The following is a 15154-nucleotide window of genomic DNA, read 5'->3' on the forward strand; positions in this document are numbered from 1 at the left end:
CCCTGATGCCGTATATCATCAGCCTACCAGGCCTTTGAAGAAATTCCAGACGCCCAACTGCGTCAGGTCGTTCCAAGTTGCAAAGATGATTAAGCTGAATACCAAACCTGCCCCAAGACGGAAACCATATTCTTGTGCTTTTGCGCCCAAGGGCTTACCGCGAATGGCCTCAATCGCATAAAACACCAGATGACCACCATCCAGAACCGGAACAGGCATCAGGTTAATCAACCCAAGGCTGATCGAAAGATACGCCATAAAGAACAGAAGCGGTCCAATCCCCCCCTCGGCAACCTCGCCCGACATCTGCGCGATGCGGATCGGACCGCCAAGTTCGGAACTGTCACGTTCGCCCGAAATCATCTCACCCAATGCCGACAATGTCTGCGAAATCAGGTTCCAGGTCGATGAAAACGCCTTGCCGGTCGCATCGATAATTCCATCGCGCTGGGTTTCAAACGCACCGGCGGTCACGCCCAGACGACCGAATGTCTTAACGTCGTCACCTTCGCCTGTCGTTACGGCTTCCGGCGTCACCTGAATGTCGATTTCCTGCCCGTCACGCATCACTGAAAGCGAAACCGGCGCACCGGCATTGCCCCGGATCACTTCCGAAAGCTCGCTGAACCACGCAATCGGCTGTCCATTGATCGCATTGATCCGGTCCTGGGGCTGCAATCCGGCAACCGCCGCCGGGCTGCCGGCAACCGCCTCGCCCACCACCGGCAGGGCGCGCTGCTGGCCAACGGCGGCAAACAGAACGGTGAAAACCACAATCGCAAACAGGAAATTGGCCAACGGACCAGCAAAAACGATGGCCGCACGCGCCATCAGGCCTTTGTGATGAAACGCATGCTGGCGTTCTTCTTCATTAAGGTCGTCGCGCTGCCCCGCACTGGCCGGGTTCATGTCGCCAAACATTTTGACATACCCGCCAAGCGGCAAAAGGCTGACTTTCCAGCGCGTGCCCTTTTTGTCGTACCAGCCAAAAAGCTCCGGACCGAATCCGATTGAAAACGCTTCAACCTTTACACCATTGCGGATCGCAACCCAGTAATGCCCATATTCATGAACAAACACCAGGACCGAAAGAACAAACAGAAAAGCAAGAAGGGTTTCCATGAAAGACGTTCCTTTTTCGGGGCGAACCCCGCATTTTTGGTATTCAAAGACCGGTTTTGATCAGGCCCAGCGTTTCACGACGGATCATATCATCAAGATCAAACATCTGGTCGAGATCTCGTAACGGTGATGCCGCAATCCTGTTCATCATGCGCTCGACCGTTTCGGCAATTTGCAGGAAGGTAAGCTTTCCGCCCAGAAACGCCCCAACGGCAATCTCGTTTGCTGCATTCAATACCGTCGGCACCGTCCCGCCCGCACGCAGCGCTTCGCGCGCCAGACGAAGAGCCGGGAACCGTTTCATATCCGGCGCGGTAAAGTTCAACTGTCCGATCGTGGCAAAATCAAGACGCGCTACATCGACACGTATTCTTTCCGGCCATGAAAGCGCATAGGCAATCGGGGTCCGCATATCGGGCGATCCCAATTGCGCCAGTACCGATCCGTCGGAATATTCCACCATGCTATGCACGACAGATTGCGGATGCACGACAACCTCGATGCGTTCTTCAGGCACCGGAAACAGACGACAGGCCTCGATCAATTCAAGGCCCTTGTTCATCATGGTTGCCGAATCAATGGAAATCTTGGCCCCCATATCCCAGTTGGGATGGGCCAGCGCCTGCTTTGGAGACACCGATTTCATATCGTCAAGCGACCATTCCCGGAATGGCCCGCCAGATGCCGTCAGAAGAATACGGTCAACCTTGTCGACCGACTTCTGTTCAAGCACCTGGAAAATCGCACTATGTTCGGAATCAACCGGGATCAGCGTCGCCTTGTATTTCGCGACTTCCGCCATCATCAGATCACCGGCACAAACCAGCGTTTCCTTGTTGGCAAGGCCAACCCGCGCCCCGCGGCGAATGGCCGCCAGCGTCGCCTTAAGGCCTGCTGCACCAATGATCGCGGCAATGACGATATCAGACGGGCGCGATGCCGCCTCGACCAATGCTTCATCACCGGCCGCAACCAGAATGTCCGTGCCAGACAGGGCGGATTTCAGGTCTTCATAAAGGCTTTCATCGGCGATAACCGCCATCGCAGCACCAAGTTCAATGGCGGCCTTGGCCAACCCTTGAACATTTCGGTGGGCCGTAACGGCATCCACGGCATATTTGTCTGAATGTGCTTTCAGGATGTCTACGGTGCTGCTGCCGACCGATCCGGTCACGCCAAGCACGCAGACTGATTTCTTAATTGTCATCAAACACCAGCTTAGCGGATTTCTGCAACCAGGGACCCTGCCCTAGCGCAACGACAATCCAATGAAATACACAATAACAAACGCGACAGGAAAAACCGATAACATCCCATCAGCACGGTCAAGCACCCCGCCATGCCCCGGTATCAGGTGGCTGCTGTCCTTGACCTTGAAATGGCGCTTAAGCGCTGATTCTCCAAGATCCCCGATCTGTGCCACAATCGCCAGACCCCCGCTTGCCAGCACGATGGAAACCTGAATGGAATTGCCGCTGAAATAGGTGATCAGCCCGCCGATCAGCATCGCACACAACATGCCGCCAATAAGCCCCGCCCAGGTTTTCTTGGGGCTGAAACGCGGCGCCAGTTTCGGGCCGCCAATCGCCTTGCCAAAGGCATAGGCCCCCGTATCGGTCGCCCACACAAGAAAGAACAGCCACATGATCAACAGCAGACCATCCCCATGCATGCTGCGCAGCCAGTGCGCCGCCAGTGCCGCAAGCGAGATATAGATAATACCAAATGCCGCGAGAAACCGATCCTTGCCCGGCCGCAATGCCGCGGTTGCCGCCCCGACCAACACCGCCGGAATGATAAGAAGATATTCCCCGGTCGTCATGAACAGCATCGAAACGGCAAGGGATACCGCGGCAACAACCGAAACCGAATTGACATGCCCCGGAACGCACATCCGCGTCCATTCCCACATCATGCCAACCGAAAACAGAAAAACGAGAATCTCGAAATACGGTGACCCGAACCATACCGCCGCAACCGCGACCGGTGTCATCACCAGCGCGGAAACAACCCGTGGCTTCAATCCTGAATTTGTATCTTCCTGGCGTCGGGCTTCAGATGACTGCACCAAAACGCCGCTCCCGTCCGGCAAAGTTTTCTATCGCTTTTTCAAGATGTTCGCGTCCGAAGTCCGGCCAAAGCACGTCATCGAACACAAACTCGGTATAGGCCGACTGCCAAAGCAGGAAATTGCTGATGCGCTGCTCGCCACTGGTCCGGATCAGCAGATCCGGATCGGGCATCCCGACCGTCATCAGATGCGCTTCAACCACGCTTTCATCGATGGCATCGGCCTGAATTTCTCCAGCCGCGACTTTTTGCGCGATCTGGCGCATGGCATCGGCAATCTCGGCCCGCGCACCATAGCTTAGCGCAATGGTCAGGTTCAAACGGGCATTGCCCTGCGTGCGTTCCTCGGCATTGGCCAGAAGCACGCGAATATCATCGTCAAAACGGGTCCGGTCACCGATGATACGGATACGGACCCCGTTTTTGTGCAGGGTCGCCAGTTCACGCTTGATGAACAGGCGAAGCAACCCCATCAGGTCGCTGACTTCACTTTCCGGCCGTTTCCAGTTCTCGGTCGAAAATCCGTAAAGTGTCAGATACTCGATACCGATTTCGGCTGCGGCTTCGACGGTGCGACGCACGGCCTCTACCCCCGCCCGATGACCCATCGCACGGGGCTTTCCGCGCAACTTTGCCCAGCGCCCGTTGCCATCCATAATGATGGCAACATGACGCGGCACAGCTCGCAGATCTGAAGGGTTGGGTTGAGATGCCAGCACCGTCATGATCAGACTTGCATGATTTCCTGTTCTTTATGGGCAAGCACTTCGTCGATCTCGCTGATAACCTTGTCGGTCAGCTTCTGGATCTCTTTTTCCTCGTTATGGAGGTCATCTTTCGAGATCACGCTGTCTTTTTCCCATTTTTTGATCTGGTCGATACCGTCACGGCGGACGTTACGAACCGAAATCTTGGCCTGCTCGGCATATTTGCCGGCAACCTTGGACAGCTCCGCACGACGTTCCTCGTTCAATGCCGGGATCGGCACCCGAACAAGCGTCCCGTCGGCCGCCGGGTTCAGGCCAAGGCCCGAGTCACGGATCGCTTTCTCGACCGATTTAACCATGCTCTTGTCCCAGACCTGTACCGAAAGCATCCGCGATTCCGGAACACTGACAGACGCAACCTGGTTAAGCGGGGTCGGCACGCCGTAGGCTTCAACCATGACCGGTTCTAGAAGGCTTGCACTGGCACGCCCGGTCCGAAGTCCGGTAAATTCCTTGTGCAAAACTTCAACAGCCCCTTCCATACGGCGGGCAAGGTCCTTTTTTAGGCCAGCAACGTCAGACACCTTTAGTCTCCATTCGAAATAATCGTAAACTTACCTTTTGCACAAACCACATCGGCAAAGGCGCCGGGATTATGCAAAGAAAATACAATAACCGGAATATCATTTTCGCGTGCCAATGAAATAGCCGATGCATCCATGACACGCAAATCTTTGGCAAGAACGTCCATATAGGTCAGGGAATCATAGCGTTCCGCGGTCGGGTCGGTCTTCGGATCGGCGGTGTAAACGCCGTCAACCTGCGTCCCCTTAAGCAACGCGTCACAGCCCATTTCAACCGCGCGAAGTGCTGCTGCCGTATCGGTGGTAAAGAACGGGTTGCCGGTCCCGGCCGCAAAAATCACCACCCGGCCCTTTTCCATGTGGCGCACCGCACGACGGCGGATATAGGGCTCACAGACCGATGACATCGGAATGGCCGACTGCACACGGGTCTGGACCCCGTGCCGCTCAAGCGCGTTCTGAACGGCCAGTGCGTTCATGATGGTGGCCAACATGCCCATATAGTCGGCCGTGGCACGTTCCATGCCCTGGGAGGCACCCTTGACCCCGCGGAAGATGTTCCCTCCGCCAATCACCATGCAAACCTCGGCACCCATGTCATGAACGGCTTTGATTTCGCTTGCGATCCGGTCAACCGTCTCGGGATCAATCCCGTATTGCTGTTTTCCCAGAAGCCCCTCACCCGAAAGTTTCAGAAGGACACGACGAAATTTCAGTTGGCCGTTTTCTGCCATGTTGGATTGCCTCTTACTGCCGATATTTCAAACTGTCCCGAAACCCGGTTCAGCAAAATTCAGATATAAAAAGACCGGCGAGTAACAGGGCGATTATGCGCTGCCGACCTCGCCGGTCTGGGATCATACACGAAATGGCACGCGACGCACCATTTCGATCAGATGTTTATTTCTTAAGCTGCTCAGCAACTTCTGCAGCAAAGTCTTTTTCTTCGCGCTCGATGCCTTCACCAAGTTCGAAGCGCACAAAGCCCTTAAGGGTGATCGGCTTGCCCGCGTCTTTAGCAGCATTTGCAATCACGTCTTTGACTTTGCTTTCGCCGTCAATCACGAAGGTCTGTTCAACCAGAACGACCTGCTCGTAATATTTACGGATACGACCTTCGATCATCTTTTCGATGATTTCAATCGGGCGGCCGGATTCTTTGGCCTGTTCGGTCAGAACGGATTTCTCGCGCTCGACCAGTTCCGGATCCAGATCGTCAACCGTGGCCGAAGCCGGGTTGGTTGCAGCAATATGCATTGCGATCTGTTTGCCAAGGCCTTCAAGAACGCTCGCATCCGCTTCGGATTCAAGCGCAACCAGAACACCGATTTTGCCGAGGTTCGGCGCAATCGCGGAATGGATGTAGGACGCAACAGCGCCCTTCTCGACCGAGATACCAGCCGAACGACGCAGGTTCATGTTTTCGCCGATGGTGGCGATCATGTGGGTAACCTGTTCTTCGACGTTGCGCGACGTACCCGGGAACGGGGTTGCTTTCAGCGCATCGATATCACCATTGGCCGAAACGGCCTGGTTTGCGATTTCTGCGACGAATTTCTGGAAATCTTCGTTACGCGAAACGAAGTCGGTTTCGGAGTTGAGTTCGACAACGGCACCGGAAGTACCGTTAACAGCAACACCCACCAGACCTTCAGCAGCAACACGACCTGCTTTCTTGGCAGCAGCAGCAAGACCTTTGGTACGAAGCCAGTCAACAGCAGCTTCAAGATTACCTTCGGTTTCGGACAGCGCCTTTTTGCAATCCATCATGCCAGCGCCGGTGGTTTCGCGAAGCTCTTTAACCAGAGCAGCGGTAATAGCCATTTTTAAAGCCCCTATTACGCGATCAGTGAACACCTAAAGAAACGGCGGCATGCTAGCCGCCGTTTCATCAGGTACAAAGTGAAACTTATGCGGAAGCTGCTTCCTGTGCGGCTTCTTCAACAGCAGCGGCTTCAGCCGGGACTTCTTCGGATTCACCGAGGTCCGCGCCAGAAGCAGTCATTTCCTGCTGGATGCCGTCCAGAACTGCGCCAACGAACAGGTCGCAATACAGCTGGATCGCACGGATCGCATCGTCGTTACCCGGGATCGGGTATGCAACGTTTGCCGGATCCGAGTTGGTATCCAGAATAGCAACAACCGGAATGTTCAGGTTCTTGGCTTCGTGAACAGCAAGCGCTTCCTTGTTGGTGTCGACCACGACGATGATGTCGGGAAGACCGCCCATATCCTTGATCCCGCCAAGCGCGCGTTCAAGCTTGTCGCGCGAACGGGTCAGGTTCAGGATTTCTTTTTTGGTCAGACCTTCTGCACCGGCAGATAGGATTTCTTCCTGTTCTTTCAGGCGTTTGATCGAGTTGGAAACGGTGTTCCAGTTGGTCAGCATACCGCCGAGCCAGCGATGGTTCACATAGTACTGACCGCAACGCTTTGCAGCTTCTGCGATGACCGGCGAAGCCTGACGCTTGGTACCGACGAACAGAACGCGACCACCACCGGCGGTGACGTCACGAACCGCCTGCATCGCACGATGCAGCATCGGAACGGTTTCCTGAAGGTTCAGGATGTGAATGTCGTTGCGTGCACCAAAGATGAACTGCTTCATCTTCGGGTTCCAACGGCGGGTGTGGTGACCAAAGTGGACGCCAGCTTCCATCAGCTGACGCATGGTAAAGGTTGGCAAAGCCATGATAAATTCCTACCTTTTTCCGGTTAAGACCTCCGCGGAAGGGAATTTCACGCCGTCTTGCGTGAAACACCGGATGGACGAATTTCTGCATAACGCATTATTCGCCACGCTCCCGCGTGCGATGTTCGGGGCGGGTTTTAGCCCCCTCCTGCAAAGAATGCAAGCCTTAAAGTACGCTCAAACCGCGTGAAAGTGAACCCTAAGCACGATCACAATTTCACGGCACACGCACCAATCAGATTTCCTCGGCCAGTTCGACCCCCGGAATGGCCCCGACCGCCCCGATAAGCGACGGTCCGACCTTATAGGTATCTTCAAGCTCGACCTCGGCAATACGGCCATCGGCACAGACAGTCGAAAGACTGACCAGACCGCGCCCTTTCCCCGCTTTTTCAAGCAGTTCTCGGATTTCCACCACCGGATCAGGCCGGTTCAGGCGAATGCGAATGCCCTCGGCTGCCCCGGAAACGGCATGCTCAAGGTCTTCGACCTTCTGCCCCTGAATGCGAAGCTGCCCTTCGCGCATTTCGGCCGCCACCACCAGCAACACCGGACGCCCGGCATTGATGATTTCCTTATAGGCCGCCCATGCCTCGGCCCAGAAGGCGACTTCAAAGCTGCCGGTCGGGTCGGAAAACATCACGAAGGCGAATTTCGATCCGTTTTTCTTCGAAATCATTTCACGCGCATTGATCAGGGTCCCGGCAAGCTTGATCGATCCCTTGTTCTGGGCGCGCATACGGGCCGGAAGCTCCTTGATCGGCGCAATACCGATCCGCTGAAGACTTTTGCCAAAGGTATCAAGCGGATGCGCCGACAGGTAAAAACCAATCGCCGAAAATTCCTCGGTCAGTTTTTCCATCGGCACCCAGTCGCGTTCATCGGGCAACCGTATGGCATCCTTGCCAAATCCGGTATCCTCGCCAAACATCGAAATCTGGTCATTGTTGCGCGCCTGCATTTCGCGCTGGGCAACCGCCATCACCCGGTCGACATGCTCGAACATGACCTTGCGGTTTGTCGTCAGGCAATCAAGCGCGCCTGCCCGCACAAGGTTTTCAAGCAACCGTTTATTGACCGCACGGCTATCGATGCGCGATGCAAAATCGGTCAGGTCCCGGAACGGGCCATTGGCCTCGCGCTCCGCCACAAGGCTTTCCATTGCCGCATCACCAACGTTGCGCACGGCCGCCAGTGCATAACGGATTTTGCGCACCCCATCATGATTTTCGACCGAAAACGCCACTTGCGAATTATTGATGCAGGGCGGCAGGATTTCGATGCCAAGGCGTTCGACCTCCTGCTTGAAAATCGCAAGTTTTTCGGTGTTGTGCATATCAAGCGTCATCAGCGCGGCCATGAATTCGACCGGATAATTCGCCTTGAGATACGCCGTCTGATACGCCACCAGCGCATAGGCCGCCGCGTGCGATTTGTTAAAGCCATAGGATGCGAACTTGGCGACCTGATCAAAGATGTCGGACGCCTGCCCGCGTGGCACCCCGTTCTTTTCCGCCCCGTCAACAAACAGCGACCGCTGCAATTCCATTTCCTCGGCGATCTTTTTACCCATCGCACGACGCAAAAGGTCCGCACCGCCAAGCGAATAGCCCGACATCGTCTGGGCAAGCTGCATGACCTGTTCCTGATAGATCATGATGCCATAGGTTTCTTCAAGGATCGGCTGCAACATCGGGTGCATGTAATCCGGCTCTTCGGTGCCATGCTTACGTGCGATGTAATGCGGGATATTGTCCATCGGCCCCGGACGATACAGCGCCACGACCGCGATAATATCTTCAATCGTATCGGGCTTAAGCCCGCGCAAAACGTCCTGCATGCCCTGGGATTCAAGCTGGAACACACCGACCGTCTCGGCCGCCGAAAGCAACTTGAACGCCACCCGATCATCAAGGGGAATGGCACTGATATCAAAGCCTTGCGGGACGTCTTTACGAAGCCGCATTAGATTGACGGCCTCGATAATCACCGTCAAAGTCTTAAGACCAAGGAAGTCGAACTTCACCAGACCGGCATTTTCAACATATTTCATGTTGAACTGGGTCACCGGCATATCGGACCGCGGATCACGATACAACGGCACAAGTTCGTCAAGGTCACGGTCGCCAATCACAACCCCGGCGGCGTGGGTGGACGAGTTACGATAAAGCCCCTCGATCTGCATCGCGATGGAAAGCAGCCGGTCAATATCCGGGTCTTCGCGCGCAATCCGGCGCAGGTCCGGCTCCATGTCGATGGCTTCCTTAAGCGGGATCGGCTTGGCCGGATCACCCGGGATCATCTTACAGATTTTATCGACATAGCCATACGGGATGCTCAACACGCGGCCAACGTCGCGCACTGCGGCCTTTGCCTGCAACTTACCGAATGTGATGATCTGCGCCACACGGTCATGGCCGTATTTGCGCTGAACATATTCAATCACCTCGCCGCGCCGGTCCTGACAGAAATCGACGTCAAAGTCGGGCATGGAAACACGTTCCGGGTTCAGGAAGCGTTCAAACAGCAACGAGAAATGCAACGGATCAAGATCAGTAATCAGAAGTGCATAGGCAACAAGCGACCCTGCACCCGAACCACGCCCCGGCCCCACCGGGATTTCATGGTCCTTCGCCCACTGGATAAAGTCCGCAACGATCAGGAAGTAGCCCGGAAACCCCATCTGATTGATGATGCCAAGCTCGTATTCAAGGCGCTCCCAATAAGGTTTGGCGATTTCTTCCTTCTGCGCGTCCGTCATGTCCTCGGTAAAGACATATTTCGCAAGGCGGCCTTTAAGGCCCTCCTCGGACATATGGCGCAGCTCATCGACCTCGGTGCGGCCTTCGCCGCAATCAAATGGCGGCAGGATCGGGTCGATCTTTTCGACATGCCACGAACACCGCTTGGCAATCGCCAGCGTATTGTCGCAGGCCTCGGGAATGTCGGCGAAAAGATCGCGCATCTCGGCGGCGGTTTTAAACCGGTGTTCGGGCGTTAAACGCCACCGGTCTTCCTGCCCCACAACCGCGCCCTGCCCGATGCAGATGAACACATCATGGGCTTCATACATTTCCGCCTTGGGGAAAAAGCAGTCATTGGTCGCGACCATCGGGATATTATGCTCATAGGCCAGCCGGATCAGCCCCGGCTCGACCTTTTCTTCGATCGGTTCGCCATGGCGCTGCAATTCGATATAAAGCCGGTTGCCAAATATCCCCGAAAGCTTGTTCAGGCATTCGCTTGCCGCCTCATGTTGCTCCTCGGCAATCAATCGTGCCAACGGCCCGGTCGGCCCGCCGGTCAGGCAGATGATGTCGGAACTGTATTTTTCGATATGATCATAAAGCGCCTTGGGCTCACTTCCCGCTTCACTGGTCATATGCGCGCGCGAAACGATCTTCAGAAGGTTGAAATACCCCCGGTCATTCTTCGCAATCAGCACCAGATTGTCCGGGTCCGGTTCGCGTGAAATCTTGCCGATCACCGGCTGATCGCCAAACCGTTCCACCCCGATCTGCACGCCAAGGATCGGCTGGATACCCGACCCGCTCATCACCCCTGAAAAATCGAGCGCGCCGAACATGTTGTTGGTATCGGTCATCGCAACCGCGGGCTGGCCATCCGCCTCGCACAGCTTTGCCAGTTCCTTCGTCGTGATGGCACCTTCGGCAAGCGAATAGTTGGTGTGAACACGAAGATGGACGAAACCGTTTTCCATTGCAGAAAATCCCGGACGATAAATGGCAAAGGCAGGAAACCGGCCACCCCGGATCACTCCGGGGCGCGGTGCTCTGCCAACTTAAAGAATTTCGACAGATTACGAAAGAGTATCGGGATCAAGTTCGACCAGATGCCCGTCACGCAGGGTCACAACCCGGTCCATCTGGCTCGCCAGTTCCGGGTTATGGGTCGCAATCAGCGACGCCAGACCGGTTTCGCGCACCAACGTCATCAACATCCCGAACACCGTTTCCGCCGTATGCGGATCAAGGTTGCCGGTCGGCTCGTCGGCAAACAGCACGTCGGGCACATTGGCAAGCGCACGCGCAATCGCCACGCGCTGCTGTTCCCCGCCCGAAAGGCGTGCCGGGCGATGTTCGGCCCGTTTTTCCAGCCCAAGACAGCGCAGCAGTTCAAGCCCGCGTTCGGTTGCATCCGCCCGTTTCAGGCCATTGATCATCTGCGGAATGACGACATTTTCAATCGCCGAAAATTCCGGCAGCAGATGATGATACTGATACACGAACCCGATATGCTTGCGGCGCATTTCGGTGCGCACCAGATCGGAAAGATCCGTGCTGCGTTTTCCGCCAATCGAAACCATGCCGCCATCGGGCTTTTCAAGCAGCCCCGCAATCTGAAGCAGGGTTGATTTACCCGCCCCCGACGGCCCGACAAGGGCGACGATCTCGCCCTGATGGATTTCCAGATCGACGGATTTCAGGATTTCAAGCTGATCGGGGCCCTGATTGAACACCCGATCAATCTTTTCAAGCCGCAACACGACTTTCTGCGCCCGCTCCTTGGCGGTTGTCTTGATCATGTCACTCATAACGAAGGGCCTCCACCGGATCGAGGCGCGATGCACGCCATGCCGGATAAACCGTCGCCAGGAACGACAGACTAAGCGACATCACACAAACCAGAACCACTTCGCTGATATCCATGTCGGCCGGAAGCTGCGACAGGAAATAGATTTCCGCATTAAACAGATCGGTCCCCGTCAGGGTCTGGATGAACTGGCGGATATTTTCGATATTCAGGCAGAACAAAACACCAAGGATCAGGCCGCTTAACGTGCCAAGCACCCCGATGGATGCCCCGGCCAGGAAAAAGATGCGCATCACCGATGACCGTGTGGCCCCCATGGTCCGCAGAATCGCGATATCGCGTCCCTTGTCCTTCACCAGCATCACCATGCCCGAAATGATATTGAATGCCGCCACCAGAATAATCAGCGTCAGGATCAGGAACATCACATTACGTTCGACCTGTAATGCATTGAAAAACCCGGAATTTGACTGCTGCCAATTGACCAGCCGCAATTGTTCGCCCGACAGGTTCGACAACAGATCGTTCATGCTTGATGACAGGCGTGACGGGTCTTCAAGCATCACTTCAAAATGGCTGATTTTTTCCGGCAGGCGGAAATAAATCTGTGCGGCCTGAAGCGGCATGAAGATAAAGCCGCTGTCATATTCATACATGCCGATATCAAACAGCCCGACCACCTTATAGGCCCGCACGCGCGGCACGGACCCGAACGCCGTCACATTGCCCTTGGGCGAGATCAGATTGACATTATCCCCCACCCCGACGCCAAGTTTCATGGCAAGACGCGCGCCCATGATCACGCTATCGTCACCCTTGAAATCATCAAGCGATCCGAAAACGATGTTATCGGCAATCGTCTTGCGCTTGGCGATGTCTTCGGCACGGACCCCGCGCACGATGGCCCCGGTTGACCGGCCGTTATTCGATGCCAGCACCTGCCCCTCGACCACCGGGGTCACAAGGGTCACATTGCCGGTTTCAGCGATCTTCTTTTCAATCGCATCATAATTGGGCAGGCCATCGGGACTTTGCGCGTAAACCGATATATGCCCGTTCAGCCCCAGAATACGTCCAAGCAATTCGGCCCGGAACCCGTTCATGACCGACATGACGATAATCAGGGTCGCAACGCCCAGCATGATGCCAAGCAGCGAAAAGATGGCGATGACGGAAACAAAGCCCTCTTGCCGACGGGGACGCAGGTAGCGGAAAGCCACCAGACGTTCGAACGGACTGAACATGCGCAAAAGATCCTCGTGGAAGCGTGTCGGAAAGAATTCCGGAAATCAGGACGGGGCAGCCAAGGCTGCCCCGTTTGCAAAGTCGTAATCAGGCGCCGATCTGGTTAAGTGCCGCCTCAAGCGTGACTTCCGTCCGCTCGCCCGATTTGCGGTTTTTAAGCTCGACCACACCGGCCTTGATGCCTTTCGGGCCAATCACGATCTGCCACGGCAGACCGATCAGGTCCATATCGGCAAACTTGCCGCCCGCGCGAATGTCGCGGTCATCATAAAGCACTTCGATACCGGCATTATGCAGCTTGGCGTAAACATCTTCGCACGCCGCATCGCATTCATCATCCCCGGTCCGAAGGTTGATTAGGCCAACCTTGTAGGGTGCAACCGATTCCGGCCAGATGATGCCGTTTTCGTCGTGCGATGCCTCGATCAGCGCACCAACAAGGCGCGAAACGCCAATGCCGTAGGACCCCATCTGTACCGGTACTTCCTTGCCATCCGGGCCAAGCACAGTCGCGCCCATCGGTTCGGAATATTTGGTCCCGAAATGGAAGATATGGCCAACTTCGATCCCGCGCGTCGCGATCATGTCGTCACCGGAAATCGGGCTGTTGGCCGGATCATGCTTGTCTTCGGTCGCGGCATAATCTTCAAGCGTCGTCTGAACCCAGTTTTCAAGCCCGGTGCGATCATTCAGATCAACCCCCTTGCCCGTCAGGTCCTTGTCCAGCCACTTCTTGTCGCAGAACACTTCGCTTTCGCCGGTTTCCGCCAGAATGATGAATTCATGACTAAGGTCGCCGCCAATCGGGCCGGTATCGGCCACCATCGGGATCGCCTTGACGCCAAGGCGCGCAAAGGTCCGGCAATAAGCCAGGAAAATCTTGTTATAGGCGTGCCGCGAACTTTCGTAATCGATATCGAACGAATACGCATCCTTCATCAGGAATTCGCGCCCCCGCATCACGCCAAAGCGCGGGCGGATCTCGTCGCGGAATTTCCACTGAATGTGATAGAGCATCTGCGGAAGCTGCTTATAGGACCGGACATCCTTGCGGAAGATATCGGTGATCGCTTCCTCGTTGGTCGGCCCGAACAGCATGTTACGATCATGACGGTCGGTAATGCGCAGCATCTCAAGGCCGTAATCCTCATACCGCCCGCTTTCCTGCCAAAGCTCGGCTGGCTGGATGGTCGGCATCAGCAATTCGTTAAAGCCAATCGCGTCCTGCTCTTCGCGCACGATCTGTTCGATCTTTTTAAGCACGCGATAGCCAAGCGGCAGCCAGGAATAAATCCCTGCTGAAAGCTGGCGCACCATACCGGCACGCAGCATCAGTCGATGGGAAGCGATCTGTGCTTCTGCCGGCGTTTCCTTGAGGGTCGGCAGAAAGAACTGGGAAAGACGCATCAATGCCTCGTGATGATCAAAGCTGAAAAATATCAGGTATACAAAAGACCTTGCCCGGAAAATGCGACAGCACAGCCCGAAACGCAAGCCGGAACTTGCTTTATATCGGCAACGGGTGATCTAGCGGCCAATCGTGGCAGGTTTGCGAAGACACACGGGCTTTTTCAGGTACAACCTTAACGGAACCCTGCCGCCCGGCACGCCGCGGCCAATTCATCCTGCCCCGCCTCGTTGCCAAGCGGGATATCATTGAAATACACCCGCCCGTTGCGATAGGTAATCCTGCCGATATTGGACTCGCCGCTGATCCCGTCCGGCACGGAAATACCGGCATATTCAAAGAAATCAATCGTCACCGGAAATTCGATTTCCTTGGGCAGCGCATTCAGGATTGGGCTGCCGCCATCCAGATCGGCCGGGGCGACCTTGCGCCCATAAACATCCACACCAGGCTTATAGGCCACATCGTCATCGGGCACATGGCTGACCAGTTGCTGACAGGCCGACCGCGTGACCGTGATGGTGGGCTTCGCCTTCTCAGCACCAGCAGCACCTTCCCCATCCGGCGCGGCATTTTCCCCTGCCGCCGGCCCCGGCAAGGGGGAGTCGCTTTGTGCCCAAACGCCCCCCGCACCGGTCATGATCACGCCAGCAACAAGCATCGAAACCATGAGATTCACAGGATAATTCCCGATTTTCATAGGGCGGGTCATTACAAAACTCTTCATATCGCCGGTCCATCCTATTTATGTGCGGTGCAGCATCGATTCATC

General features: G+C 55.6%; 13 protein-coding genes. All 13 read right to left on the minus strand.

The genetic code is table 11. The annotated features are described in order from the left end of the window. Positions 1-18 precede the first annotated feature (18 nt). On the minus strand, positions 19-1122 hold the full coding sequence (gene rseP, locus TH3_RS10565) for an RIP metalloprotease RseP (RefSeq protein WP_007089438.1): 1104 nt from the start codon (positions 1120-1122) through the stop codon (positions 19-21). 43 nt (positions 1123-1165) lie between these two features. After that, on the minus strand, positions 1166-2329 hold the full coding sequence (locus TH3_RS10570; RefSeq protein WP_037991289.1) for a 1-deoxy-D-xylulose-5-phosphate reductoisomerase: 1164 nt from the start codon (positions 2327-2329) through the stop codon (positions 1166-1168). A gap of 42 nt (positions 2330-2371) precedes the next feature. After that, positions 2372-3190 (minus strand): phosphatidate cytidylyltransferase, encoded by an 819-nt coding sequence (locus TH3_RS10575; RefSeq protein ID WP_233421874.1) that lies wholly within the window; start codon positions 3188-3190, stop codon positions 2372-2374. Beyond that, the gene (locus tag TH3_RS10580) at positions 3177-3917 is read right to left on the minus strand and encodes an isoprenyl transferase (RefSeq protein ID WP_007089435.1); all 741 of its coding nucleotides are present in this window, start codon (positions 3915-3917) and stop codon (positions 3177-3179) included. Before TH3_RS10580 ends, TH3_RS10575 begins: the two co-directional genes overlap by 14 nt. A 2-nt stretch (positions 3918-3919) precedes the next feature. Continuing rightward, complete coding sequence (gene frr, locus TH3_RS10585) at positions 3920-4483, minus strand: ribosome recycling factor (protein ID WP_007089434.1); 564 nt, start codon at positions 4481-4483, stop codon at positions 3920-3922. 2 nt (positions 4484-4485) lie between these two features. Beyond that, positions 4486-5217 (minus strand): UMP kinase, encoded by a 732-nt coding sequence (gene pyrH / locus TH3_RS10590; RefSeq protein WP_007089433.1) that lies wholly within the window; start codon positions 5215-5217, stop codon positions 4486-4488. Positions 5218-5383: 166 nt separating this feature from the next. Next, complete coding sequence (gene tsf / locus TH3_RS10595) at positions 5384-6307, minus strand: translation elongation factor Ts (protein WP_007089432.1); 924 nt, start codon at positions 6305-6307, stop codon at positions 5384-5386. Positions 6308-6392: 85 nt separating this feature from the next. Continuing rightward, positions 6393-7175: a 30S ribosomal protein S2 gene (rpsB, locus tag TH3_RS10600; RefSeq protein ID WP_007089431.1), complete on the minus strand. Its 783-nt coding sequence runs from the start codon at positions 7173-7175 to the stop codon at positions 6393-6395. 235 nt (positions 7176-7410) lie between these two features. Beyond that, entirely contained in the window at positions 7411-10896 is a 3486-nt protein-coding gene (gene dnaE, locus TH3_RS10610) for a DNA polymerase III subunit alpha (protein WP_007089429.1), read from the minus strand. A gap of 99 nt (positions 10897-10995) precedes the next feature. Further along, entirely contained in the window at positions 10996-11730 is a 735-nt protein-coding gene (locus TH3_RS10615) for an ABC transporter ATP-binding protein (RefSeq protein WP_007089428.1), read from the minus strand. Next, positions 11723-12973 (minus strand): lipoprotein-releasing ABC transporter permease subunit, encoded by a 1251-nt coding sequence (locus TH3_RS10620; protein WP_007089427.1) that lies wholly within the window; start codon positions 12971-12973, stop codon positions 11723-11725. Before TH3_RS10620 ends, TH3_RS10615 begins: the two co-directional genes overlap by 8 nt. Before the next feature lie 88 nt (positions 12974-13061). Then, positions 13062-14381 (minus strand): proline--tRNA ligase, encoded by a 1320-nt coding sequence (proS, locus tag TH3_RS10625; protein WP_007089426.1) that lies wholly within the window; start codon positions 14379-14381, stop codon positions 13062-13064. A gap of 176 nt (positions 14382-14557) precedes the next feature. Further along, entirely contained in the window at positions 14558-15052 is a 495-nt protein-coding gene (locus TH3_RS10630; protein ID WP_233421884.1) for a hypothetical protein, read from the minus strand. Between the last annotated feature and the right edge of the window lie 102 nt (positions 15053-15154).

Origin of the sequence: Thalassospira xiamenensis M-5 = DSM 17429 (assembly GCF_000300235.2) — a bacterium.
GTDB lineage: Bacteria > Pseudomonadota > Alphaproteobacteria > Rhodospirillales > Thalassospiraceae > Thalassospira > Thalassospira xiamenensis.

What these genes read in the sequence shown, in the direction of transcription:
- pyrH (WP_007089433.1), bottom strand. Translation starts at nt 5,217, where the DNA reads ATGGCAGAAAACGGCCAACTGAAATTTCGTCGTGTCCTTCTGAAACTT.
- TH3_RS10580 (WP_007089435.1), bottom strand. Translation starts at nt 3,917, where the DNA reads ATGACGGTGCTGGCATCTCAACCCAACCCTTCAGATCTGCGAGCTGTG.
- TH3_RS10570 (WP_037991289.1), bottom strand. Translation starts at nt 2,329, where the DNA reads ATGACAATTAAGAAATCAGTCTGCGTGCTTGGCGTGACCGGATCGGTC.
- TH3_RS10620 (WP_007089427.1), bottom strand. Translation starts at nt 12,973, where the DNA reads ATGTTCAGTCCGTTCGAACGTCTGGTGGCTTTCCGCTACCTGCGTCCC.
- proS (WP_007089426.1), bottom strand. Translation starts at nt 14,381, where the DNA reads ATGCGTCTTTCCCAGTTCTTTCTGCCGACCCTCAAGGAAACGCCGGCA.
- dnaE (WP_007089429.1), bottom strand. Translation starts at nt 10,896, where the DNA reads ATGGAAAACGGTTTCGTCCATCTTCGTGTTCACACCAACTATTCGCTT.
- rseP (WP_007089438.1), bottom strand. Translation starts at nt 1,122, where the DNA reads ATGGAAACCCTTCTTGCTTTTCTGTTTGTTCTTTCGGTCCTGGTGTTT.
- tsf (WP_007089432.1), bottom strand. Translation starts at nt 6,307, where the DNA reads ATGGCTATTACCGCTGCTCTGGTTAAAGAGCTTCGCGAAACCACCGGC.
- TH3_RS10615 (WP_007089428.1), bottom strand. Translation starts at nt 11,730, where the DNA reads ATGAGTGACATGATCAAGACAACCGCCAAGGAGCGGGCGCAGAAAGTC.
- rpsB (WP_007089431.1), bottom strand. Translation starts at nt 7,175, where the DNA reads ATGGCTTTGCCAACCTTTACCATGCGTCAGCTGATGGAAGCTGGCGTC.
- TH3_RS10630 (WP_233421884.1), bottom strand. Translation starts at nt 15,052, where the DNA reads ATGGTTTCGATGCTTGTTGCTGGCGTGATCATGACCGGTGCGGGGGGC.